The 22628-nt window shown below is 71.2% G+C and carries 18 protein-coding genes; 3 read left to right on the top strand and 15 right to left on the bottom strand.

Annotation, left to right across the window (positions count from 1 at the left end; translation table 11 throughout):
- Genes zwf through pgl form a run of 3 tightly spaced genes read left to right on the top strand, consistent with a single transcriptional unit; the run spans nt 1 to nt 3201 of the window.
- On the top strand, nt 1–1539 hold the full coding sequence (gene zwf, locus ACSEEN_RS03545; RefSeq protein ID WP_440712316.1) for a glucose-6-phosphate dehydrogenase: 1539 nt from the start codon (nt 1–3) through the stop codon (nt 1537–1539).
- 31 nt (nt 1540–1570) lie between these two features.
- The gene (locus ACSEEN_RS03540) at nt 1571–2476 is read left to right on the top strand and encodes a glucose-6-phosphate dehydrogenase assembly protein OpcA (RefSeq protein WP_247867883.1); all 906 of its coding nucleotides are present in this window, start codon (nt 1571–1573) and stop codon (nt 2474–2476) included.
- Nucleotides 2477–2481: 5 nt separating this feature from the next.
- Entirely contained in the window at nt 2482–3201 is a 720-nt protein-coding gene (gene pgl, locus ACSEEN_RS03535) for a 6-phosphogluconolactonase (RefSeq protein WP_440712360.1), read from the top strand.
- Nucleotides 3202–3322: 121 nt separating this feature from the next.
- Here pgl and ACSEEN_RS03530 read toward each other — a convergent pair whose 3' ends face one another.
- The 15 genes from ACSEEN_RS03530 to ACSEEN_RS03460 all read right to left on the bottom strand — a co-directional run bounded on the left by ACSEEN_RS03530 (nt 3323) and on the right by ACSEEN_RS03460 (nt 22627).
- Nucleotides 3323–3598 (bottom strand): HigA family addiction module antitoxin, encoded by a 276-nt coding sequence (locus ACSEEN_RS03530; RefSeq protein ID WP_440712315.1) that lies wholly within the window; start codon nt 3596–3598, stop codon nt 3323–3325.
- A gap of 12 nt (nt 3599–3610) precedes the next feature.
- The gene (locus ACSEEN_RS03525; RefSeq protein ID WP_440712314.1) at nt 3611–3901 is read right to left on the bottom strand and encodes a type II toxin-antitoxin system RelE/ParE family toxin; all 291 of its coding nucleotides are present in this window, start codon (nt 3899–3901) and stop codon (nt 3611–3613) included.
- A gap of 155 nt (nt 3902–4056) precedes the next feature.
- Nucleotides 4057–5844 (bottom strand): cation:proton antiporter domain-containing protein, encoded by a 1788-nt coding sequence (locus ACSEEN_RS03520; protein ID WP_440712313.1) that lies wholly within the window; start codon nt 5842–5844, stop codon nt 4057–4059.
- The gene (locus ACSEEN_RS03515; RefSeq protein WP_440712312.1) at nt 5841–9461 is read right to left on the bottom strand and encodes a DUF3376 domain-containing protein; all 3621 of its coding nucleotides are present in this window, start codon (nt 9459–9461) and stop codon (nt 5841–5843) included. The genes ACSEEN_RS03520 and ACSEEN_RS03515 overlap by 4 nt, the downstream gene beginning before the upstream one ends.
- A gap of 4 nt (nt 9462–9465) precedes the next feature.
- Nucleotides 9466–12297 carry a phosphoenolpyruvate carboxylase gene (gene ppc / locus ACSEEN_RS03510; protein ID WP_440712311.1) on the bottom strand — a complete coding sequence of 944 codons (2832 nt, stop codon included), beginning with the start codon at nt 12295–12297 and terminating at the stop codon, nt 9466–9468.
- Nucleotides 12298–12430: 133 nt separating this feature from the next.
- Nucleotides 12431–12664, bottom strand: a complete 234-nt coding sequence (gene secG, locus ACSEEN_RS03505) for a preprotein translocase subunit SecG (protein WP_247863565.1) — start codon at nt 12662–12664, stop codon at nt 12431–12433.
- A gap of 86 nt (nt 12665–12750) precedes the next feature.
- Nucleotides 12751–13542, bottom strand: a complete 792-nt coding sequence (gene tpiA / locus ACSEEN_RS03500; RefSeq protein ID WP_247863566.1) for a triose-phosphate isomerase — start codon at nt 13540–13542, stop codon at nt 12751–12753.
- The gene (locus tag ACSEEN_RS03495) at nt 13542–14759 is read right to left on the bottom strand and encodes a phosphoglycerate kinase (protein WP_247863567.1); all 1218 of its coding nucleotides are present in this window, start codon (nt 14757–14759) and stop codon (nt 13542–13544) included. Before ACSEEN_RS03495 ends, tpiA begins: the two co-directional genes overlap by 1 nt.
- A gap of 5 nt (nt 14760–14764) precedes the next feature.
- Nucleotides 14765–15781 (bottom strand): type I glyceraldehyde-3-phosphate dehydrogenase, encoded by a 1017-nt coding sequence (gene gap / locus ACSEEN_RS03490; RefSeq protein WP_247863568.1) that lies wholly within the window; start codon nt 15779–15781, stop codon nt 14765–14767.
- A gap of 109 nt (nt 15782–15890) precedes the next feature.
- The gene (locus ACSEEN_RS03485) at nt 15891–16634 is read right to left on the bottom strand and encodes an immunity protein Imm33 domain-containing protein (protein WP_247863569.1); all 744 of its coding nucleotides are present in this window, start codon (nt 16632–16634) and stop codon (nt 15891–15893) included.
- Nucleotides 16635–16639: 5 nt separating this feature from the next.
- On the bottom strand, nt 16640–17617 hold the full coding sequence (gene whiA, locus ACSEEN_RS03480) for a DNA-binding protein WhiA (protein WP_247863570.1): 978 nt from the start codon (nt 17615–17617) through the stop codon (nt 16640–16642).
- Between the two features lie 124 nt (nt 17618–17741).
- Complete coding sequence (locus ACSEEN_RS03475) at nt 17742–18728, bottom strand: gluconeogenesis factor YvcK family protein (protein ID WP_298443889.1); 987 nt, start codon at nt 18726–18728, stop codon at nt 17742–17744.
- Nucleotides 18725–19627 carry an RNase adapter RapZ gene (gene rapZ, locus ACSEEN_RS03470; protein ID WP_371307802.1) on the bottom strand — a complete coding sequence of 301 codons (903 nt, stop codon included), beginning with the start codon at nt 19625–19627 and terminating at the stop codon, nt 18725–18727. The genes ACSEEN_RS03475 and rapZ overlap by 4 nt, the downstream gene beginning before the upstream one ends.
- Nucleotides 19624–21633: an excinuclease ABC subunit UvrC gene (gene uvrC / locus ACSEEN_RS03465; protein WP_440712310.1), complete on the bottom strand. Its 2010-nt coding sequence runs from the start codon at nt 21631–21633 to the stop codon at nt 19624–19626. The genes rapZ and uvrC overlap by 4 nt, the downstream gene beginning before the upstream one ends.
- A gap of 10 nt (nt 21634–21643) precedes the next feature.
- On the bottom strand, nt 21644–22627 hold the full coding sequence (locus tag ACSEEN_RS03460) for a hypothetical protein (RefSeq protein ID WP_440712309.1): 984 nt from the start codon (nt 22625–22627) through the stop codon (nt 21644–21646).
- Between the last annotated feature and the right edge of the window lies 1 nt (nt 22628).

The raw sequence follows: 22628 nt of genomic DNA, 5'->3' as shown, positions 1-22628 counted from the left end.
GTGCCGGCCTCCGGCGGATGGGTCAATCCGCTCCGCGACCCGGACGATCGGAGGCTGCCGCAGATCGCCGGTCCGTGCGCGCTGGTGATCTTCGGCATCACCGGTGATCTGTCGCGGCGCAAACTGATGCCGGCCATCTACGACCTGGCCAATCGCGGGCTGCTCCCGCCGAGTTTCGCGCTCGTCGGGTTCGCCCGGCGCGAGTGGGACCACGAGGACTTCGCGGAGTTCGTCAAGAAGGACGTCGAGGAGCGCTCGCGGACCGGTTTCCGGGAGGCCCAGTGGGCCAAGCTCGCCGAGGGCATGCGGTTCGTCGAGGGGTCGTTCGAGGACGATGCCGCGTTCGATCTGCTGCGGGACACGCTCGCGGAGCTGGATTCCGAGCGCGGCACCGACGGCAACCACGCGTTCTACCTCGCGATCCCGCCGAACGCCTTCCCCACGGTGCTGCAGCAGCTCAAGCGCACCGGGATGGCCACGTCCGACGTGCCCGACACCTGGCAGCGCGTGGTGATCGAGAAGCCGTTCGGGCACGACCTCGAGTCGGCCCGGCAGCTCAACGCCCTGGTGAACAGCGTCTTCCCCGAGGAGTCGGTGTTCCGCATCGACCACTATCTGGGCAAGGAGACGGTGCAGAACATCCTGGCGCTGCGCTTCGCGAACCAGCTGTTCGAGCCGGTGTGGAACAGTCACTACATCGATCACGTGCAGATCACCATGGCCGAGGACATCGGCCTGGGCGGCCGGGCCGGGTACTACGACGGCATCGGCGCCGCCCGCGATGTGATCCAGAACCACCTGCTGCAGTTGCTGGCGCTGGTCGCCATGGAGGAGCCGATCTCGTTCTCGCCGCGCGAGTTGCAGGTCGAGAAGATCAAGGTGCTGTCGTCGACCCGGAACATCGAGCCGATCGCCGAGAACTCGGCGCGCGGCCAGTACGGTCCCGGCTGGCAGGGCTCGGAGAAGGTGCCCGGGCTGCTCGAGGAGGGCTTCTCCCCCGACTCGACCACCGAGACCTACGCCGCGATCGCGGTGGAGGTCGACACCCGGCGCTGGGCCGGGGTGCCGTTCTACCTGCGCACCGGCAAGCGGCTCGGCAAGCGCGTCACCGAGATCGCGCTGATCTTCAAGCGGGCGCCGCATCTGCCGTTCGACGCGTCGATGACCGCCGAACTCGGCCAGAACGCGATGGTGATCCGGATCCAGCCGGACGAGGGCGTCAACATCCGCTTCGGCGCCAAGGTGCCCAGCACCGGGATGGAGGTCCGCGACGTCAACATGGACTTCAGCTACGGCGAGGCGTTCACGGTCAGTTCGCCGGAGGCCTACGAACGGCTCCTGCTCGACGTCCTGCTGGGCGAGCCGTCGCTGTTCCCGGTGAACGAGGAGGTGGAGCTCAGCTGGGAGATCCTCGACCCGGTGCTCGACACCTGGGCGGCCTCGCCGGAGCCGCCGGAGACCTACGCGGCCGGGACCTGGGGACCGGAGTGCGCCGACGAGATGATGGAACGCTCCGGACGCAGCTGGCGGCGGCCGTGACCGGGGCGCCGGAGATGCGGAGGACGCGCGAATGATCGTCGAACTGCCCGACACCTCCACCCAGGAGGTCAGCAAGAAGCTGGTCCGGATGCGCAACAGCGGCGGCGAGGTGACCGTCGGGCGCGTCCTCACCCTGCTCATCGACACCGAGCCCGGAGAGGTCGCCGAGACCGCCGTCGCGGTCGCCAACGAGGTGAGTCGTGAGCACCCGTGCCGCGTGATCGTGGTGATCCGCGGGGATCGGTCGGTACCGGTGCGCCTGGACGCCGAGATCCGCGTCGGCGGCGACGCCGGCGCCTCCGAGGTGGTGCTGCTGACCTTGTCCGGCGAACTGGCCGGCCACGCGCACGCGGTGGTCACACCGTTCCTGCTGCCCGACACCCCGGTGGTGACCTGGTGGCCGGGGGCCGCGCCCGACTGCCTGTCCGCCGATCCGCTGGGCAAACTGGCGTCGCGGCGCATCACCGATGCGCGCAACGCCCCCGACCCGTGGGCGTTCCTCGAGGCCCGGCGCGCCACGTACAGCCCCGGCGACACCGATCTGGCGTGGTCGGCGATCACCCCGTTCCGGGCGACACTCGTCTCGGCACTCGATCGGCCGCCGCACCAGCCGATCCTGTCGGCGAGCGCCACCGGCCCGTCGCGCCTCCCCTCGGTCGACCTGTTCGCCGGCTGGCTGGCCGGTGAGCTCGGCGTGCCGGTGACCCGCGGAACCGGCCGCTGGAGTATCCGGCTCACCCGGCCCGACGGGGTGCTGGAGATGACCGTCGACGGGATCGACGGCGTCCTGCACTCCCCCGGTCACCCGGACGGCCGCGCGCCGTTCCACCGGCGGACCACCGCCGAATGCCTCGCCGAGGAGCTGCGGCGCCTCGACGCCGACGTCGTCTATCGCCGCGCGCTGGACGGCCTCTCCGGCGTCACGATCGGAAAGTGAGCACCGTGAGCGAGACCGAGCACCTGGTATTCCCCACCTCCGCCGATCTGGTCGCGACCGCGACGGCCCGGCTGGTCGACGCGATCGGCCGCGCGCAGCAGGCTCGCGGTCTCGCGACGATCGCGCTGACCGGCGGTTCCAACGGCATCGGCCTGCTCCGGGCGCTGGCCGCGGACGCGGCGGCCGTCGACTGGTCGCGCGTCGAGCTGTACTGGGGCGACGAGCGCTTCCTGCCCGCCGGGGACCCGGAACGCAACGAGCGGCAGGCGCGCGAGGCGCTCCTGGATCTGGTGCCGGTCGATCCGGCGCGGGTCCACCCGATTGCCGCCTCGGACGGCGAGTTCGGCGACGACATCGACGCCGCCGCACGCGCGTACGCCGGGCTGATCGGCGACGACCTGCGCTTCGACGTGCACTTGCTCGGCATGGGCGGCGAAGGTCACATCAACTCGCTGTTCCCGCATTCCGCGGCGACGGCCGAGGAGACCGCGCCCGCGGTGGCCGTGGTGGATTCGCCGAAGCCGCCGCCCCGCCGGATCACCCTGACCTTCCCGGTGATCAACCGTTCCCGTGAGGTCTGGTTCCTGGTCTCCGGCGGCGAGAAGGCCGAAGCGGTGGCCGCGGCCGCCGCCGGCGCCGCCCGCGCGGACTGGCCGTGCGCGGGCGCGCACGGCACCGAGCGCACCGTCTGGTTCCTCGACACCGCCGCCGCCTCCCTGCTCTGAGCACGAGCCGTCTTCCCACCCGTTGAGCCGACCCGAGCCTGATAGGGAGCCCTTCGACGCCGCGTCGTCGAAACGACCCCTGTCCGATGAGATCGGTGAGCCGGGTGTCGCGGGAGCGCCGCTACCCGGCGAGCGGCGTGATCGCCGAGAGATCGACCCGGCCGCGGGCGCGCTGCAGGTCGTAGTCCATCTGGATCTTCAGCCAGAACAGATCGCTCTGGCCGAACAGGCGACCGAGCCGGAGGGACATCTCGGCGGACACACCGCGCTGTCCGTGCACGATCTCATGCACGGTCCGTACCGATACGCCGAGATGTTGCGCGAGCCCGCGCTGCGACAGCGCGTAGTCGTCCATGTACTCCCGCAAGTGCTCGCCGGGATGGCTGATCACGTCCACTCGTTGCTCCCTTCAGTGGTAGTCGATGATCCGCACGTGTTCGGGACCGTCTTCGCCCCAGACGAACACGACTCGCCACTGGCGATTGATCCGGATGCTGTGCGAGCCATCGAGATCCCCTTTCAGCGCCTCGAGCCGATTTCCCGGCGGGACGCGTAGATCGGACAGCGTCTCGGCAACGTCGACCCACACCAATCGCCGACGAGCACGTCTCGCGAGGTCGACGCCCATCCCGCGGGGCAACTCCCCCTGGAACAAGCGCGCGGTCGCCCTGTCGCCGAATGACTGGATCACGGCAAACATACCCGTGTTGCGCTACAGGAAACAACTGTGGACAACCGCTCGTCTGCAAGCCGCTGTCCGGCGAATCCCCGACGATGTGGCAGCGGTTGGTTCCGGAAGCAGCGCTCGCGGGCGCTGCTTCCGGAACGACACGCCGCCACCGCGTCGCGACGCTGCTACGAGAGGGGGCCCGGCTCGCCGGGCATCCGGGTGTCGTCGCGGATGCGGGCCTCGCGGTTGCCGATCATGTGGCGGTCCAGGACCAGCGGCGCGGCGAGGGCGTCCCCGGTCTCGGCGGCGTCGCCGGTCTCCGCGTCGCCCGTTTCCGCCGTACCGGCGGTCGGGGTCGCGACGGGTCCGGTCGCCCCGGCCGCGGCCGACTCGCCGCCCTGGTCGCGGACGGCCTCGACGGCCCGGTCGGCGAGCGCCTCACCGGCACCCTGATACAGGTGGATCACCACGTCGATCCCGAGTTCCTCGAGTTCGCGCACGTCCTCGCGGTACAGCGCCACCGACGCGACGACGGCGCCGCTGTGTCCGATGCGCCGCAGTTCGCGCAGCGCCTCGATGTTGGCGTACTGCGCGGGCATGGCCAGCACGATCATGATGACGCCGCCGGTGTCGACCATCCGCGTCCAGAAGTCGTAGTCGGTGGCGTCGCCCTCGATCACCTGGTAGCCGCGTTCCTCCAGATAGGCGGTGCGATTCGGGTCGTGCTCGACGCCGAGCGTCCGGTAGCCGTACTCGTCGGCCAGCTGCCGGTACACCGCGGAACCGACTCGCGCCATGCCGAGCACGACGGCCTCGGCGTCGCCGATGTCGATCGGCCGGTCCTCCGGGTGCAGCCGGTCGGGATGGCGCGCGGGCAGTCGCCGCGCCAGCCGGGACACCCCGGACACGCTGGTCGGGTTCAGGAAGCCTGCCACCACGAAGCCGCCGGACACGGCGACCACCAGGGTGAGCAGCCAGCTCTCGGACAGCCAGCCGTCGTCGGCGCCGACCTCGGCGATGATGAGCCCGAACTCGGAGTAGTTCGCGAGTGCGAGGGCGGCCAGCAGCGCGGTCCGGTTGCGCAGCCCGAACAGCCACAGCAGCGCCCAGTAGCCCACCGCCTGCACCGGCAGCAGGACCAGCAGCGCCGCGCCCAGTCCGAGATTCACCCAGGTCGGGATCCCGTGGAAGCCGATCGCCACGAAGAAGCCGACCAGCAGCAGATCCTTGATCCGGAACAGCGCGTTCGACAGCTGGTCGGCGCCCGGGTTGCGCGCCAGCGTGATCCCCATGATCAGCGCGCCCAGACTCCCGGACAGCCCGACCGCGGTGAACAGCAGATACCCGGGAATCAGCGCCATCCCGATGCCGAACAGCACTTCCATCTCGCCGTGACCGAGCCGGTTCCAGTAGCGGGTGTTCCAGGAGATCACCGGCACGACCACCAGCAGCGTCAGCGCCCACGGACTCGGTGGCTTGCCCTGCGAGACCGACATCAGCACCACCGCGCCGATGTCCTGCATCACGAGCACACCGATCACCACGCGCCCGTACAGCGCCTGCTCGTCGCCGCGTTCCTGCAGCACCTTGACCGCGACGATGGTGCTGGAGAACGACAGCACGAACGCGATCGCCACCAGGACCCGCAGCGACTCCGGTCCGAAGGCGCCGGCCAGGGACAACAGCGACAGGAAGCCGACGCCGACCACGGACATCAGCACCATGTGCACGGTGGAGCCGAGCCACACCTCCTTCTTGATCAGCGACCGCAGATCCAGTTGCAGGCCGATCGCGAAGAGGAGCAGCATCACACCGATCTCGGCGATCTCATCGATGCCGGTCAGCTTCTCCACCCCGGCGGCGTTGAGGATGAAGCCCGCCGCGAGGAAACCGATCAGCGGCGGCAGCCGCAGCAGTCTGGCGACCAGGCCGCAGCCGAACACGACCGCGACGTAGATCGCCACCAGAGTCATGGGATCATTCTAGTGTCCGTTATCGGCGCTCTGACCGGCTCCTCCCCGTAGCCCCGGTCGCGGTGAGCGATCGTGCCCGAACCGGCCCCGAGCAGCAGGAAGAACAGCGCGCACGGCACCCCGGCGATCACCGTCGTCGACGACGCCCCGGCCGTGTACGCGGCCGCCGCCGCCCCGGCGGTGAGCAGCGCACCGCCGATCACGAGGCTGTCCAGCCAGTCCCGCTGCGCCCACCCGTGCAGCGCGAGCCAGAGCAGGATCGCGGCGACCGCCGCGGCCAGCGCGGGCCAGAGCGCGGCGGCGTCGACCCGCCACGGCCGGCCCGGCCACCACGGTGCCGTGCATGCGGCCCCGGCCGCCGTGACGAGCAGGCATGCCGCCCAGTTGACCGGACTCGCATGCCACGGACGACGCGCCGGCCTCGGCAGGTCGGCGGGCACCGTCCGGGCACGTGCCGACGCTCCCGCCACCAGCCCGAGCACCACCGCACCGATCAGCACCCAGCCCTCCGGGTACAGGGAGCGGCTCGCGTCGAGCGTGCCCACCGCGGCCGCGACGCCGGCCCCGGCCAGCGCCAGCCCGCCCGTCAGCGCGAGCCCGGCGAGCACCCACGTGGCCGTCACCGCCCGCCGCGTCGACTCCTCGGCGTAGTCGAGATCGGTGTGCCAGGCCGACGACGGCCCGCCGGCCGCCCCGTCGATCGCTTCCCGCAACAGACGTCGCCGTCGTCGCCCGCGAAACGCCGACCACAGAATCGCCGGCGCGACGATCGCCAGCACCGCACCCACCGTGATCTGCGTCGCGGCCACACCGGCGGCATCGGGCCGCTGGGCGCTGGCCGAGAGGGCGTGCCCGAGCGCGACCGCGGTGAGCACCGTCGCGCCGACCGCCGCGAACCGGAGCGGTTCGGCGAGGAAGAGCAGCGGGAACGCCACGATGCGCGCGAGCAGCACGGCGGCGCGGCCGAGTTGCCCGGCCGGCGTCCAGCGGGTCCGGGCACGCGGCGCGAGTGCCCGCCCCACCAGCGGGCCGAGCCGGGCCGCCAGCGAATACCGGTATTGCGGCGACAGATCGGCGAACGAGTAGCTCAGCTCCGGCATGCGCCACGTACCGCCCGCACCGTCGGTGAACGTCTCCTCCTGTTCGAGGACACCGCGCTGCAAGTCGGCCACGCGGTGATCGACGACGACGGACGCGGCACGCGCGGTCCGGTTGTCCGCGCCGGCGTCGTCGAGGATGCCGACGATTCCGGCCGCCGCGTCGAGGCGGCCCCACCGCCAGTCGTTGGCGCGCCAGCGCCAGTCCAGGAAGCCGCTGAAGTTCGCGATACTCGTTCCGGCGAGCTTGCTCGACGCCGCCAGCGGCCGGTGCTCGCCCTGATCGATCACCGCGTGCACCCCCGTGCGCCATTCCGGCAGCAGCGCCCGGTCCCGCGGGACCTCGCGCAGCCAGCGGCGGATCCAGAGATTCCGGTCGGCGGCGTCGACGGCACCGGTCATCACCGCGGGCCGCTGGGTGCCGCTGATCGAGGCGAAGGCGACGATCGCATCGGTGCCCGAGAGCTCGATGATCGCCATCGTGCGCACCAGCGCACGCGCCTGCCGCGCGTCCATGCCGGGTGCGTCGAGTGAGCCGTCGGCCACCCGCCGCCAGATCGAGCCCGACCACCACTGGGCGGGCTCCGCGGGCGCGAACGCCGTCGTGCGAAACTCGGCCATCAGCTCGTCGAGCCGCCGGAACAGCCTGTCGATCAGCGGTGTACCGGTACCGCCGAAGGTCAGTCCGTCGCCGAGGGCGGTGAGGAACCGGCCTTCGGCCGGCGCCCCGGTCTCGGCGGCACCGATCGTCGTCCACAGTGCGTCCGACATCCGCAGTTCGCGCTGCTGCCGCGCGGCGGCGTCCAGCGCCGCCGACAGTCCGTCGAGTGTCCCGTCCGGCCCGATCGCGGTCACGACCGGCCGGTAGACGGCCTCGCGCCGGGCGAGCAGCGCGGTGATCAGCATCCGGTAGAGCTGCGCCTTGCGCACCGGGAGCAGGGCTGGCGGCCGATCGGTGGCGGCGTCGATCTCCCGCAGCCAGAGGATCAGCAGGGCGACTCCGTCGATCACCGCCTGCAGGTCGCCGGAGAGATCCGGCGCCGGCGACGCACCGTAGCGCGCGGTCAGCCGGTCGCCCAGGGTGAGCACGTCCGTGCGGCCGGCCGCGTGCAGCGCGGTGATCGGGCCGGGCGCGGCCCAGCCGGGCGGCCGGACGGGCACCTCCACCCAGGGCTCACGCAGCAGCCGGGCGAGCCGCCGCGCATCCGGCCCGATCCGCGCGCGGGCATATCGCCGGGCGGTCACCGCACCCAGCAGCGGGATCTCGCCCTCCGCCCCGGCGAGCGCGGCGACCCGGGACCGCTGACGCAGCAGTTCCTCGTTGCCGCCGCGCACCAGATCGAGTTCGTCGTCGGCCGACTCCTTGCGGATCTTCAGCATTCCGGCCGTGACCAGCATGTTCAGCCAGGTGGGATCGGCGCGGCGGCGCGGTGTCTCGATCCGCAGCGCCGGACTCGGATCCAGGTAGATCAGGCGGCGGGTGGTGCAGTCCGACGACGGCGCACTCTGGATCGCGCGCATCGCCCGGTCGACGGGGATGTTGTCGAAGATGCCGCCGTCGATCACCCGGAACGACACGCTCTGCGCCATCGCCGATCCGGCGGGCACCACATCGGCGAGCGGAAAGACGCCCGCGGCGTTGTGCCCGAGCCGGCCGTCCCGGGGCCGATCGCCCCGGCCGCCGGGCCCGGTGGCCTCGCCGGGTACCGCCGATCCGTCGTCGGCGACGGCGGAGTAGATCGACGCCGCCTCGAACGCGCCCGGGAACGACGACGACGCGCGCGCCGCCAGCGCGAGCAGGTCGAGCGCGGTGCGGAAGTCCGCCACGCTGTCCTCGTCGGGCTGCGGGACGGTCGAGAAGCCGGTGGCGAGGCGGCCCGGCCGGGAGGTGAAGGTGAAACCGGCCCGATGGTCGTGATCCCGCACCTGCGCGTCGTTCCCGGCGTAGCCGCCCGCGTCCGGGCCCCGGCCGACGACGGTGGCCGCGAGATCCACAGTGATGTCGGTCGCCGAGAACGCCGTCTGCTGCTGCGTCGGCAGCGCGGTGCCGTCCCCGGCGATCCGCTCGAGCGCGGTCCGGGCCACGTGGAAGAAGCGGCCGTCGCCGCTGAGGATCGACCGGATACGGCCGAACCCGGGATGCCACAGCAGTTCCCAGATCCCGCCGTCCTGGATCCAGGTGCGGTGCGCCGGGCCGTCGAGCGGAATGCCGATGCCCTGAGACACCCCGAGCAGCACCGCGTTCAGCCCCCCGGCGCTGGCCCCGGCGAGGATGTCGATCTCCACCTTGTCGAAGCCGCTGTCGGCCAGCAGCGTCCGGTACATCTCGACGCGCCCGCGTTCGGCGGGCAGGAAGAACTCCGCTGGCAGATGATCGCCCGTGTCGTCCCGCAACGACGCGCGCCGGAACAGGTCCAGCTCGGCCACCGCGCCGCCGATCCAGACCGCCAGCGACACGCCGCCGCGCAGCGCCAGCGCCAGCCGGAGAGTGCGGCGCGGGTGCGGCGACGGGGCGGTCATTGGACTACCCGCTGTTCCGCAGCGCGGTCGCGAGGCCGTTCATGGTCAGCTGGATGGCGCGGCGGATCTCCGGGGTGTCCTCACCGCCGCGGAACCGGCGGAGCAGCTCGATCTGCATCAGATTCAGCGGTTCCAGATACGGGAAGCGGTTGTACACCGACCGTTTGAGCGCGTCGTTGTCGGCGAGCAGGTCGTCGGTGCCGGTGATCCTGGTGTACATCTCCAGCGTCCGCTCGTGTTCGACGGCGATCATCCCGAAGACCCGCGCGCGCAGATCGGCATCGGGCACCAGGTCGGCGTAGCGCGCGGCCAGCCCCAGATCCGACTTGGCGAGCACCTGCGCCATGTTGCTCATCACCGACCGGAAGAACGGCCAGGTCCGGTAGTACTCGGACAGCTGCGCGAGCCGCCCGTCGTCGTCGCCGATCCAGGTGGCGAAGGCGCTGCCGGTGCCGTACCAGCCGGGCAGCATCACCCGGCACTGCGTCCACGACAGCACCCACGGGATGGCCCGCAGATCCGAGATCGCGGTGGTCTGCTTCCGGGACGTCGGCCGGCTCCCGATGTTCAGGGCGCCGATCTCCGACAGCGGCGTCGAGTCGGTGAAGTACTCGACGAAGCCGGGCGTGTGATGCACCAGGTCGCTGTACGACGCCCGCGCGAGCGCCGCGAGCTCGTCGAGCACCCGGTAGGCCTCCGCGGAGTCGTCCAGGCCCTCGATGTCGAGCAGCGTCGACTCCAGGGTGGCCGCCAGCAGCGTCTCCAGGTTGCGGCGGGCGCCGACCGGCTCGGCGTACTTGGCCGCGATGATCTCGCCCTGTTCGGTGAGCCGCAGCGACCCCTGCACGGCGCCCGGCGGCTGGGCGAGGATCGCGTCGTAGCTGGGTCCGCCGCCGCGGCCGACGGTCCCGCCGCGGCCGTGGAACAGGCGCAGCGCGATCCCGGCCTTCCGGGACGCGGCGACCAGGTCGAGTTCGGCCCGGTACAGCGCCCAGTTCGCCGCTAGGTAGCCGCCGTCCTTGTTCGAGTCCGAGTAGCCGAGCATGATCTCCTGCGCCCCGTGCTGGGCGTCGACCAGAGTCCGGTAGAACGGCAGGTCCCAGGCGGCCGAGATGATCCCGGCACCGGACTGGAGGTCTTCGATGGTCTCCAGCAGCGGCACCACCCGCACCGTCGACGACGGCCGGCCCGCCGTATCGAGGCCGTACAGCCCCGCTTCCTTCAGCAGCACCAGCGCTTCGAGCATGTCCGACACCGACTGGCACATGCTGATGATGTAGGTGGGCACGGCCGCCGGGCCGAATCGCTCCACGGCCCGCGCGGCCGCCCGGACGACCCCGAGTTCCTTGGCCGCCAGTTCGCTGAGCGGCGCCTCGGGCGTCGTCAGTGGCCGCCGGGAGGTCAATTCCTCGGACAGCAGCGCCACCCGGGCGGCCTCGTCGAGCGCGGCGTAGTCGTCGCACACCCCGGCCCACGCCAGCAACTCGGCGACCACCTGCTCGTGCGTCTCCGAGTTCTGCCGCATGTCCAGGCCCGACAGATGGAACCCGAAGGTGTGCACCGCCTCCCGCAGGGCGCCGAGGCGGTTGTCGGCCACCGTGTCGTCGACGACGGCCCGCAGCGCCGCATCGATCACATCGAGGTCGGCCAGCAGCTCGCCGGGCCCGGTGTACGCGGCGTGCCCGTCGACCCACGACATCTCGGTCGCCGAGAGGTATTCGGGTCCGAGCAGCTCGAGCATGGTCGCCACCAGGCGCGCCGAGACGGTGTGCAGTGCCGACCGGAACGGTTCGTCGTCGTGGTCCGCGGCACGGCCGGACAGCGCGCGCAGATCGTCGGTGATCGGTGCCACCAGGCGCGCCGACATGGCGAGTTCCTGCCGGAGCCGGGTCAGCTCGTCCAGGTGGTGCCGCAATGCGGCGACGGCCGCCTTGGTGGTCGCCTCGGCCACCACCTCGGCCGTCACGTACGGGTTGCCGTCCCGGTCGCCGCCGATCCACGAACCCATCGTGATCATCGAGAGGCCGTCGAGACCGGCGTCCGGATAGGCCGCCGTCAGCGCGGCGCGGACGTCGCGGTTCAGCCGGGGCACCACCTCGAAGAAGGAGGCGTCGTAGTAGCGCAGACCGGTGGTGATCTCGTCGCTGATGGTCAGCCGGCGCAGGCGGATCAGCGCGGTCTGCCAGAGCATCAGGATCTGCTGGTAGATGTCGCGGTCGATGCGGTCCAGTTCGGCGGGGGTCAGCTCGGTGCGGGCCCGCACCCGCATCAATTCGGTGATGCGGTTCTGCGCGTCGAACACGCTGCGCCGCCGGGTCTCGGTCGGGTGGGCGGTGATCACCGGCACCACCGCGGCGTGCGCCAGGGCGCGGCCCACCGCGGCCGCCGGCAGCGCGGCCGCGGCCAGCGATTCGAAGGTCCGGGCCAGGCTCGACGGCTGCGGCGGATCCTCGGCACGCAGGTGGATGCGGCGCCGTCGTTCCCGGTGCAGGTCCTCGGCCAGGTTCGCCAGCAGCGCGAAGTTGGAGAAGGCGCGGATCACCGCCATCAATTCGCGGACGGTCGGCGTGGTGTACCGCGCCGCCAGGTCGTCGCGACTGATCTCGGAGTAGCGGATCGCGAACGCATCCCGGCGCGAGCTCTCGACCAGGGCGAAGGTCTCCTCCCCGGCGTGCGCTTTGATCACGTCGCCGAGCAGGCCGCCGAGGAAACGGATGTCCTCCCGCAGCGGCTCGGTGGCCGCCCGGCCGGAGTCGATGATGCGGATGCGCTCGATCATCGGAGTACGGAGTGCGCGGTCGATGGCGGCGGGATCGGGGATCGGGAAGTCGGCCATGGGTCCCAGTATCGTCCCGTCCCTCCCGGGGCGCAGGGTGACCGGCCAGTCGCAGGGGCCGGACGACGAGAGCCGGGACGTTCCCCCGAGGGGGAGCGTCCCGGCTCTGCGGCTCGATCGGCGCGCGACCGCGCTACGAGTACTTGATGTTCAGGCCCACGCCCACGATCATGATGAACCAGATCAGCCCGATGAAGATGGTCGCCCGGTCGAGGTTCTTCTCGACCACCGACGAACCGGACAGGCTCGACTGCACGCCGCCGCCGAACAGCGACGACAGGCCGCCGCCCTTGCCCCGGTGCAGCAGCACGAGAACGATCAGCAGCACACTGGTGATGGCCAGGCCGATGAAGAGTGCGAGTTCCACGAGGCGAGAATCCTGTTCGGTGAAATGACTGTGGCAGGCGCCCCCGAAGGGGCAACCTGCCACAGTCTACGCGATGAACCGCCCGATCAGAGCAACGGCCCGCCCGCGGCGATCGCACACAGCTGCGCGAACTCGTCCGCCTTGAGCGACGCGCCGCCCACCAGGGCGCCGTCGACGTCGGGCTGCCCGACGATCTCGCCGACGTTCTTGGCGTTGACGCTGCCGCCGTACAGGACCCGCACCCCGGCCGCGGTGGCCGCGTCGGAGATCTCGGCGAGCGCCGCACGCACCGCCGCGCACACCTCCTGGGCGTCCTGCGCACTCGCGACCCGGCCGGTGCCGATGGCCCAGACCGGTTCGTAGGCGACGACCACCTTGCTGATCTGCTCGGCCGTGAGACCGGCCAGCGACGCCTTGACCTGCGCGACGTTGTAGGCGACGTGCTCGCCGGCCTCGCGGACGTCGAGCCCTTCACCGATGCAGACGATCGGCGTGAGGCCGTACTTGAGCGCGGCCTTGGCCTTGCCCAGCACCACCTCGTCGGTCTCGCCGTGCAGGGTGCGGCGCTCGGAGTGGCCGACGGTGACGTAGGTGCAGCCGAGCTTCTCCAGGAAGGCGCCGCTGATCTCACCGGTGTAGGCACCCGAGTCGTGCTCGGACACGTCCTGCGCACCGTAGGTGAGCAGGAGCTTGTCGCCGTCGACGATCGTCTGCACGCTGCGGATGTCGGTGAACGGCGGGAGCACCGTCACGTCGACCTTGTCGAAGTACTTCTCGGGCAGCGCGAAGGCGATCTTCTGTACCAGCGCGATGGCCTCGAAGTGGTTGAGATTGCACTTCCAGTTGCCCGCGATCAGCGGCTTGCGTGCGGCGGCCATCAGTTCCCCACTTCCAGTACGGCGAGCCCCGGGAGTTCCTTGCCCTCGAGATACTCCAGCGAAGCACCGCCGCCGGTCGAGATGTGCGAGAACGCCGAATCCGGCAGGCCGAACGACCGCACGGCCGCGGCCGAGTCACCGCCGCCGACCACGCTGAACGCGCCGTCCTGGGTGGCCGCGGCGATCGCCTCGGCGACGCCGCGGGTACCGGTGGAGAACTTCTCGAACTCGAAGACACCCATCGGGCCGTTCCAGAACACCGTCTTGGCGCCGCGGAGCACGGCCGAGAAACGCTCGACGCTGCCCGGGCCGATGTCCAGGCCCATCCCCTCGGTGAAACCGTCGCGGGTGAACGCGATCGAGGTGCCGGCGTCGGCGGCGAACTTGTCGGCCACCACGATGTCGTGCGGCAGGTGGATCACGTCGCCGAACCGGTCGAGCAGGTCCTTGCAGGTGTCGATCATGTCTTCCTGCAGCAGCGAGTCGCCGACCGGGCTGCCCTGCGCCCTGATGAAGGTGAAGGCCATGCCGCCGCCGATCACCAGGGTGTCGACCTTGGGGGCCAGGGCCTCGATGACGGCGAGCTTGTCGGACACCTTGGACCCGCCGAGGACCACCGCGTACGGGTGCTCCACGTCGGTGGTGATCCGCTGCAGGACGTCCACCTCGGTGGCCACCAGGTCACCGGCGTACGACGGCAGCAGCTTCGCCACGTCGTACACCGAGGCCTGCTTGCGGTGGACCACGCCGAAGCCGTCGGACACGAACGCGCCGTCGTCGCCGACCAGCTCCACCAGTTCGCGGGCCAGCGCGGTGCGCTCCGCCTCGTCCTTGGAGGTCTCCCGCGGATCGAAGCGGATGTTCTCCAGGAGCAGGACGTCGCCGTCGGTCAGGCCCTCGGCGCGCGCGAGCGCGTCGGAGCCGACCGTGTCACCGGCGAGCTGGACGTTGCGGCCCAGTTCCGCCGAGAGGCGGGCGGCGACCGGAGCCAGCGACAGCGCCGGGTCCGGCTCGCCCTTCGGACGGCCGAGGTGCGCGGTGATGATCACCTTGGCACCGGCGTCGACCAGCTGACGCAGCGTCGGGATGCTGGCCAGGATGCGGCCCGGATCGGTGATCTCGCCGCCGTCCAGCGGCACGTTGAAGTCCGACCGGACCAGCACGCCGCGACCCGAGACTCCTTCGGCGAGAAGGTCTTTGAGAGTGCGTACAGCCATCGGGCTTACAGCGACTTGCCGACGAGGGTGACCAGGTCGGCGAGGCGGTTGGAGTAGCCCCACTCGTTGTCGTACCAGGAGACGACCTTGGCCTGGTTGCCGATCACCTTGGTGAGGCCGGCGTCGAACAGCGAGCTGTGCGGGTCGGTGACGATGTCGCTGGACACGATGGGCGCGTCGTAGTACTTCAGGATGCCCTTCATCGGGCCCTCGGCGGCGGCCTTCATCGCGGCGTTGATCTCCTCCGCGGTGGCGGCCTTCTCCAGCTCCACGGTGAGGTCGGTGACCGAGCCGGTGGGGATCGGCACGCGCAGGGCGTAGCCGTCGAGCTTGCCCTTCAGGTCCGGGAGCACCAGCGCGATGGCCTTGGCGGCACCGGTCGAGGTCGGCACGATGTTGATCGCGGCGGCGCGGGCGCGGCGCAGATCCTTGTGCGGTGCGTCCTGCAGGTTCTGGTCCTGGGTGTAGGCGTGCACGGTGGTCATCAGGCCCTGCTTGATGCCGAAGTTGTCGTGCAGGACCTTGGCGAACGGCGCGAGGCAGTTGGTGGTGCACGAGGCGTTCGAGATGATGTTCTGGCTGCCGTCGTACTGGTCGTCGTTGACGCCCATCACGATGGTGATGTCCGGATCGCTGGCCGGGGCCGAGATGATGACCTTCTTCGCGCCGGCGTCCAGGTGGCCCTGCGCGGCGTCGCGGCCGGTGAAGATACCGGTCGACTCGACGACGACGTCGACGCCGAGGTCCTTCCACGGCAGCGCGGCCGGGCCCTCGCGCAGCGCGAGCGCCTTGATGCGCTTGTCGCCGACCACGATCTCGTCGCCGTCGACCGACACGTCCTCGGGCAGGCGGCCCAGGATCGAGTCGAACTTCAGCAGGTGAGCCAGGGTGTTGATGTCGGTCAGATCGTTGACCGCGACGATCTCGATGTCGGTGGTGCCGGCGGCATTCGTCGCCAGCACGGCACGGAAGAAGTTGCGGCCGATGCGGCCGAATCCGTTGATGCCTACCCGAACGGTCACGTTGTGCTCCTTAGCAGAGTGGGAGAGCCGGTGGGAATGTCCGGCCCACTGCGTCCAGCCTAGTGGCAGGCCGCCCGCTCTTCAGCAGAAGGTCCCGATGCGGTGTGCGTCACGCCCGCTCGGTGCGCACCCGCGCCGAACCGAGCAGCATTCCGGCGGCGGCGAGCTCGGACTCGTCGTCGAAGGAGACCGCCAGCTGCACGAACTTCGACGGTCCGACCGCGAAGCCGTAGAACGAGTCGGCGCCGGCACCGGTCTCCGGCTCGTGAAGGCGAAAACCGGCATACCGGACCTGATCCGCGAACCACGTCCGTTCGTCGTAGCGATCCGGGGAGGCACCCGCCAGCAGCCGTGCCAGGCTCGCCGCGGCGTCCTGTCCGTCGTCGCGCCGCCAGAGCGTGAGCCGGGCCGTGAAACCGGGCCGCCACAGCACCAGCGTGCCGTCCTCGACGCGGCGGTTCACCGGCCGGTCGAGGGTGATCTCCCACTCGGGAGACAGCGGCAGCGGCCCGCTGACCACCGGGAAGTCCGGGTTGAGGCCGGCCGGGACGGGCGCCGGTGCGATGGGGCCGGTACCTCGTGTCTGTTCCGGCACGAAGCCGTCGCCGGCACGGACCAGCGCGGTGCCGACGGGTGACGACAGGTGCGGCGTGACCGCCGGGTCCCACACGCCGATCTCGGCGAGCGCGAGCACCGCGAGGTTCTCCGGGGTGTCGACGTACTCCTGGGTCTCGTCACCGGCCAGGAAACTCCAGCCGAGTTCGTCGCGCACCATGTAGCCGACCGGGCGGCGGTCGTTGAGGATGCGACGGCTCACGTGGCAGGTCTGCGCGGCCGCGGTGGGGTCGGTCATTATGTTCACGCTTCGTCGAGGAGTTCGGGGGTCACCGCGGATTCGGTGTCGGGCAGGCCCTCCTGGCGGGCCTTCTTGTCCGCCATGGACAGCAGCCGCCGGATCCGGCCGGCCACCGCGTCCTTGGTCATCGGCGGATCGGCGAGCTGGCCCAGTTCCTCCAGGGATGCCTGCCGGTGTTCGACGCGGAGGCGGCCCGCGGCCACTAGGTGGTCGGGCACCTCGTCGCCGAGGATGTCCAGGGCGCGCTCCACGCGCGCGGCCGCGGCGACCGCGGCACGCGCCGAGCGGCGCAGGTTGGCGTCGTCGAAGTTGGCGAGGCGGTTCGCGGTGGCCCGGACCTCGCGCCGCATGCGGCGCTCCTCCCACACCAGCCGGGTCTCGTTGGCGCCCATCCGGGTCAGCAGTGCGCCGATGGCCTCGCCGTCGCGGATCACCACGCGGTCGCTGCCGCGTACCTCGCGGGCCTTGGCCACCACGCCGAGCCGCCGGGCCGCACCGACCAGGGCCAGGGCGGCCTCCGGTCCGGGACAGCTGACCTCGAGGGACGACGACCGGCCCGGCTCGGTCAGCGAACCGTGCGCCAGGAACGCACCGCGCCAGGCGGCCTCGGCGTCGCCGACGCTGCCGCCGACCACCTGCGCGGGCAGCCCGCGCACCGGGCGGCCACGCGGATCGAGCAGCCCGGTCTGGCGGGCGAGCGCCTCACCGTCCTTGCTGACGCGCACGATGTATCGCGCGCTCTTGCGGAGTCCTCCCGACCGGAGCACGTGCACCTCGGACGGGTAGCCGTAGAGATCGTGGATCTCCTGGCGCAGCCGGCGGGCGACGTTCCCGAGATCCACCTCCGCCTCGACCACCACCCGTCCGGCCACGATGTGCAATCCCCCGGCGAACCGCAGGAGCGCCGCGGCTTCCGCCTTCCGGCAACTCAGTTGCGCCACCGACAGACGACTCAATTCGTCCTTCACCGCGCCTGTCATGGCCAACCTGACCAAGCCTCCTTCGTGCCACTCGTCCAGCAACTCTCGTCAAAGCTTACCGTGCGGTCAGTTATGACTTCCATACCGTCTCTCCTGTCTCTCCTTCCGGGGGGACGTCGCGGCCTCACCTCCGGTCGTGCAGGAGCGCACCGAGCGTCGCGGACACCTTGACCGGGTCGTGCACATCCTGTCCGGGGAGTCCGAGATCGGCGATCACCAGACGCGCCCCGAACTCGCCTGCCGCCCGCTCCAGGTGCTCGCGTTCGCGTCCGGCCGGCACCGAGGCGGCATCGACCAGGATGTCGTCGCAGCGCAGGGAGCCGCCGGCGTGCGCGGCGAGCACGTGCAGGTGCCGTTCCACCGAGAACCCGGTGGTCTCCCCCGGCTCGTTGGCCAGATTCACCACCAGCACCTTGCGGGCCGGCGTCGCACGCAGCGCCGCCAGCTGCTCGGGCACCAGCACGTGCGGGATCACACTGGAAAACCAGGAACCCGGCCCGAGAGTGACCAGATCCGCGGCGCCGATCGCCTCGACGGCCTGCGTGCACGACGACGGTTCGGCCGGCGTCACCCGCACCCGCCGCACCACGCCGGGGGTGGTGGCGACGGCGACCTGCCCGCGGATCACCCGGCTCATCCGCGGGTCCTCCTCGAGGCCGGTCACATCGGCCTCGATCACCAGCGGCTCGGTGGCCATCGGGAGCACCCGGCCGTCGATCCCGAACAGGTCGACCAGCGCGTCCAGGGCGGCGACGATGTCGTCGCAGCGCTCGTCCACGCCGGACAGCAGCAGATTGCCGATCGGGTGCCCGGCGAGCGCACCGCTGCCGCCGAAGCGGTGCTGCAGCAGATCGGCCCACATCCGGGCGCGGTCGGCGGACGCCGGATCGACGGCGCCGCGCGCCTCGAGCGCGGCCGGGGCCGACAGCAGCGCCGCGAGCGCCATCCGCAGGTCTCCGGGTGGAATCCGGCCGAGTTCGTGCCGCAGGCGCCCGGACGACCCGCCGTCGTCGGCGACGGTCACCACGGCGGTGACCTCGGGTGTCAGGTAGCGCAGGGCGGTGAGCGTGTTGTAGAGGCCGTGCCCGCCGCCGAGCGCGACCGCCTTCATTCGCGCCCCAGATCGCGGTGGGAGGCGACCACCTCATAGCGCGGACGGCCGTCGGTGTCGGTCTCCGCGGCGAGGCGCCGGGTGATCTCCTCGGTCATCGCGACGCTGCGGTGTTTGCCGCCGGTGCAGCCGATCCCGATGGTCATGTAGCTCTTGCCCTCGCGGAGGTATCCGCGGGCGATGATGTCGACCAGTTCGGTGTAGCGCTGCAGGAACTCGAGCGCATCGGGCTGGCCGAGCACGTAGTCGCGCACCGGCGCCTCCCGGCCGTTGTGCTCGCGCAGCTCCGGGATCCAGTACGGGTTGGGCAGGAAGCGGACGTCGGCGACGAGGTCGCAGTCGATGGGCAGCCCGTATTTGAAACCGAACGACTGGACGGCGATCGAGAGCCCCTGTCCGGTCTGCGAGGGGAAGACCTGCGCCACCATCGTCCGCAGCCGGGTCGCCGAGAGGTCGGAGGTGTCGATCAGCGTCTCGGCGTCGGCCTTGACGCCCGCGAGCATCGCCCGTTCGGCGGCGATGCCCTCGGACAGGGTGCCGCTGCCCTGCAGCGGGTGGCGGCGTCGTACCTGTTCGAAGCGCCGGATCAGGACCGGGTCGGAGGCGTCGACGAAGAGCAGCACGGTGTGCGCCCCGCCGTCGGCGAGCTCGGCCCGCAGATGGGCGAGGTCGGCCGCGAACGTCGGGCCGGTCGGGCGGACCACCATGGCGATCTTCTGCGCGCCGATCTCGCTGGTGCGGACTCCGTCGACCACCTGGGCGATCACCGAGACCGGGACGTTGTCGGCGACGTACCAGCCGTCGTCTTCGAGCACGTTGGCGACCGACGTCCGGCCCGCGCCGGACATGCCGGTGACGAACAGGACGGTGGTGGCGCTGGGGGCCTCGGCCTCGCTCACGGCGCGGTCCTCTCCTTGAGGTCGGTGTGGGGGGTGTCGCTGTGGAGTGCTTCGTGGACGGTGCGGGCGGTGGCCTTGCCCATCCCGCGGACCTGCGCGATCTCGTCGACCGTGGCCTGTTTCAGCTTGGCGACCGAGCCGAAATGGGTCACCAGGGCGGTCCGCCGCGAGGGTCCCAGGCCGGGAATCCCGTCGAGCGCGGACGCCGTCATCCGTTTGCTGCGCTTGGACCGGTGGAAGCCGATCGCGAAGCGGTGCGCCTCGTCGCGGATGCGTTGCAGCAGGAAGAGCGCCTCGGAGTTCCGCGGCAGGATCACCGGTTCATCGTCGCCCGGAATCCAGACTTCTTCCAGTCGTTTCGCCAGACCGACCACCGTCACGTCGGTCACCCCGAGGTCGTCGAGGACGGCCGCGGCGGCGTGCACCTGCGGCTGCCCGCCGTCGACGACGAACAGGTTCGGCGGATAAGCGAAGCGGCGCGGCCGGCCGGTCTTGGGGTCGAGGGCCGCTTCCGGCGCGAGGTCGCCCCCGTTGTCGGCGGCGGCCTCCCCGGGCTCCGTCTCCCCCGCCGCGGCCTCGCCCGCCCGGTCCGCGGCATCGCTGCGATGGCGCAGGAAGCGGCGGTGGGTCACCTCGGCGATCGAGGCGACGTCGTCGGAGTGGCCGTCGCCGGCCGCCTCCCGGATCGAGTAGTGCCGGTAGTCGGATTTGCGGGCGAGGCCGTCCTCGAAGACGACGAGGGAGGCGACCACGTCGGTGCCCTGCACGTGGGAGATGTCGATGCACTCGATGCGCAGCGGCGCGTCGTCCATGCCGAGCGCCTCCTGCAGTTCGGTGAGCGCGGCCGAGCGGGTGGTGAGGTCACCGGCCCGCTTGAGCTTGTGCCGGGTCAGGGCCTCGCCGGCATTGCGTTCGACGGTCTCGGCCAGGGTGCGCTTGTCGCCGCGCTGCGGCACCCGGAGCGAGACCCGGCTGCCGCGGCGCTCGGACAGCCACGCGGTGAGCTGCTCGGCGTCGTCGGGCAGCTCGGGGATCAGCACCTCGCGCGGGATGCCGGAACTCATCTCCGACTCGTCGCCGTAGAACTGCAGCAGGAAGGCCCCGACCTGGTCGCCCAGGGTGGCGTTCTCCTGCACCTCGACCACCCAGCCGCGTTCGCCGCGGACCCGGCCGTCACGGACATGGAAGATCGCCACCGAGGTCTCGAGTTCGTCGCCGACCATCGCGATCACGTCGGCGTCGGTGCCGTCGCCGAGCACCACCGCCTGCTTCTCCATGGCGCGCCGCAGGGCCGACAGGTCGTCGCGCAGCCGTGCCGCGCGCTCGAAGTCCAGATCCTCGGCGGCGGCGCCCATCTCGCGTTCCAGCCGGCGGATCAGTGTGTCGGTCTTGCCGGCCAGGAAGTCGCAGAAGTCCTCGGCGATCTCCCGGTGCTCGGCGGCGTCGACCCGCCCGATACAGGGCGCCGCGCATTTGTCGATGTAGCCGAGCAGACACGGCCGGCCCATCTGCGCGTTGCGCCGGAACACCCCGTTGGAGCAGGTCCGCACCGGGAACACCCGGGTCAGCAGGTCGACGGTCTCCCGAATGGCCCAGGCGTGGGCGTACGGGCCGAAGTACCGCACACCCGGCTTGCGCGCGCCCCGGTAGACGAAGACCCGCGGGAACTCCTCGTTCATGGTGACCGCGAGCATCGGGTAGCTCTTGTCGTCCCGGTAGCGGACGTTGAAGCGCGGATCGAACTCCTTGATCCAGTTGTATTCGAGCTGAAGGGCCTCCACCTCGGTGCCCACCACGGTCCACTCCACGGAGGCGGCGGTGGTGACCATCTGCCGGGTGCGCGGGTGCAGCGTGGTGAGGTCGGCGAAGTACGACGTCAACCGTGACCGCAGGCTCTTGGCCTTGCCGACATAGATCACCCGCCCGTGCGCGTCGCGGAACTTGTACACGCCGGGGTCGGTCGGGATGGTGCCCGGAGCCGGGCGGTAGGTCGTCGGATCGGCCACGGTTCCCAGGTTAGTCGCCGGGTCCGACAGGGGTCCGGCGGGCGAAGGTGCGGCGGAGGACGGCGGCCGCCGCATCCAATGGGAAGCCGTGGATGCAGGCCGCCCAGTCGTAGTCGTCGTCGGACCAGCGTGTGCTCTCGTCCGGCCAGTGCAGATCCCACGGTTCCGATGATCGCGGCCGCCGGGCGAGGCTGAGTGATACGTGCCCGGCAGCACTGCGGGTGCTCGCCTCGAAACCGCCGTCGTCGTCCCGGCGGTGCACGCTGAGCTGCCCGAAGGGCACGGTGAGCGGCAGCGCGAACCCGGCCGGCCCGACGTGCTCGGTGAACCAGTCCTGTTCGGCCTTCCGCCGCTGCTCCCACTCCCGTCGCAGGTCGGCGTCGCGCTCGGCGACCGCTGTCACCGGACCGTCGTAGCGGAACCAGCCGGGTTCGACGTCCGCCGTGGCGAAGCGCACATACGACGCGCGGACCCCGGCGTCGTCGTTCCGCATCTCCAGCACCGCGCCGGTCTCCCGATCGACCACGAGCCGGATCGGATACGGCTTGCGCTCCGGCGCCGCGAGTTCCACCGCCCAGGCCGGGCGGCCGAGGAACTCGGTCTCCTCGATCGGTCTCTTCGTGGGCCGGGTGAAGTCGTCGCTGCGCGCCCAATCGTTGGCGTCCCGAACGGCGAGGATCGCTCTGCCGGGCCCGGTGTACTCCACCCGGCTGCCCGGGCTCAGCACCGGTGGCTCGGCCGGCGCCGACGGGTCGAACCGCCACGCGTGCTCGCCGTCGCGGCGGAACACCGGCGTCCCGTCGGGCAGATCGACGCGCAGTCGGCGGCCGTGCTGCCACACCCGCACCGCACCGGGCGGGAGGCCGACGAAGACCGGCATCTCACCCATCCACATCCGGAAGCCGTCGTCGTCATCGACGGTCTCCACCACCCCGGTCACCGGGACCGACGGACCGTCGACCATCGCGATCAGCACCTCGACCCACGCCGTCACC

Origin of the sequence: Gordonia marina (assembly GCF_052036135.1) — a bacterium.
In the GTDB taxonomy this organism is placed as follows: Bacteria; Actinomycetota; Actinomycetes; order Mycobacteriales; family Mycobacteriaceae; genus Gordonia.
This window is presented reverse-complemented; position numbering and strand designations above follow the sequence as displayed.

Excerpts from the sequence above, each read along its gene's own strand:
- ACSEEN_RS03495 (WP_247863567.1), bottom strand. The coding sequence starts at position 14,759 with ATGGCTGTACGCACTCTCAAAGACCTTCTCGCCGAAGGAGTCTCGGGT.
- ACSEEN_RS03475 (WP_298443889.1), bottom strand. The coding sequence starts at position 18,728 with ATGAAGGCGGTCGCGCTCGGCGGCGGGCACGGCCTCTACAACACGCTC.
- tpiA (WP_247863566.1), bottom strand. The coding sequence starts at position 13,542 with ATGGCCGCCGCACGCAAGCCGCTGATCGCGGGCAACTGGAAGTGCAAT.
- ACSEEN_RS03515 (WP_440712312.1), bottom strand. The coding sequence starts at position 9,461 with ATGACCGCCCCGTCGCCGCACCCGCGCCGCACTCTCCGGCTGGCGCTG.
- ACSEEN_RS03540 (WP_247867883.1), top strand. The coding sequence starts at position 1,571 with ATGATCGTCGAACTGCCCGACACCTCCACCCAGGAGGTCAGCAAGAAG.
- ppc (WP_440712311.1), bottom strand. The coding sequence starts at position 12,297 with ATGGCCGACTTCCCGATCCCCGATCCCGCCGCCATCGACCGCGCACTC.
- ACSEEN_RS03520 (WP_440712313.1), bottom strand. The coding sequence starts at position 5,844 with ATGACTCTGGTGGCGATCTACGTCGCGGTCGTGTTCGGCTGCGGCCTG.
- ACSEEN_RS03485 (WP_247863569.1), bottom strand. The coding sequence starts at position 16,634 with ATGACCGACCCCACCGCGGCCGCGCAGACCTGCCACGTGAGCCGTCGC.
- whiA (WP_247863570.1), bottom strand. The coding sequence starts at position 17,617 with ATGACAGGCGCGGTGAAGGACGAATTGAGTCGTCTGTCGGTGGCGCAA.
- ACSEEN_RS03525 (WP_440712314.1), bottom strand. The coding sequence starts at position 3,901 with ATGTTTGCCGTGATCCAGTCATTCGGCGACAGGGCGACCGCGCGCTTG.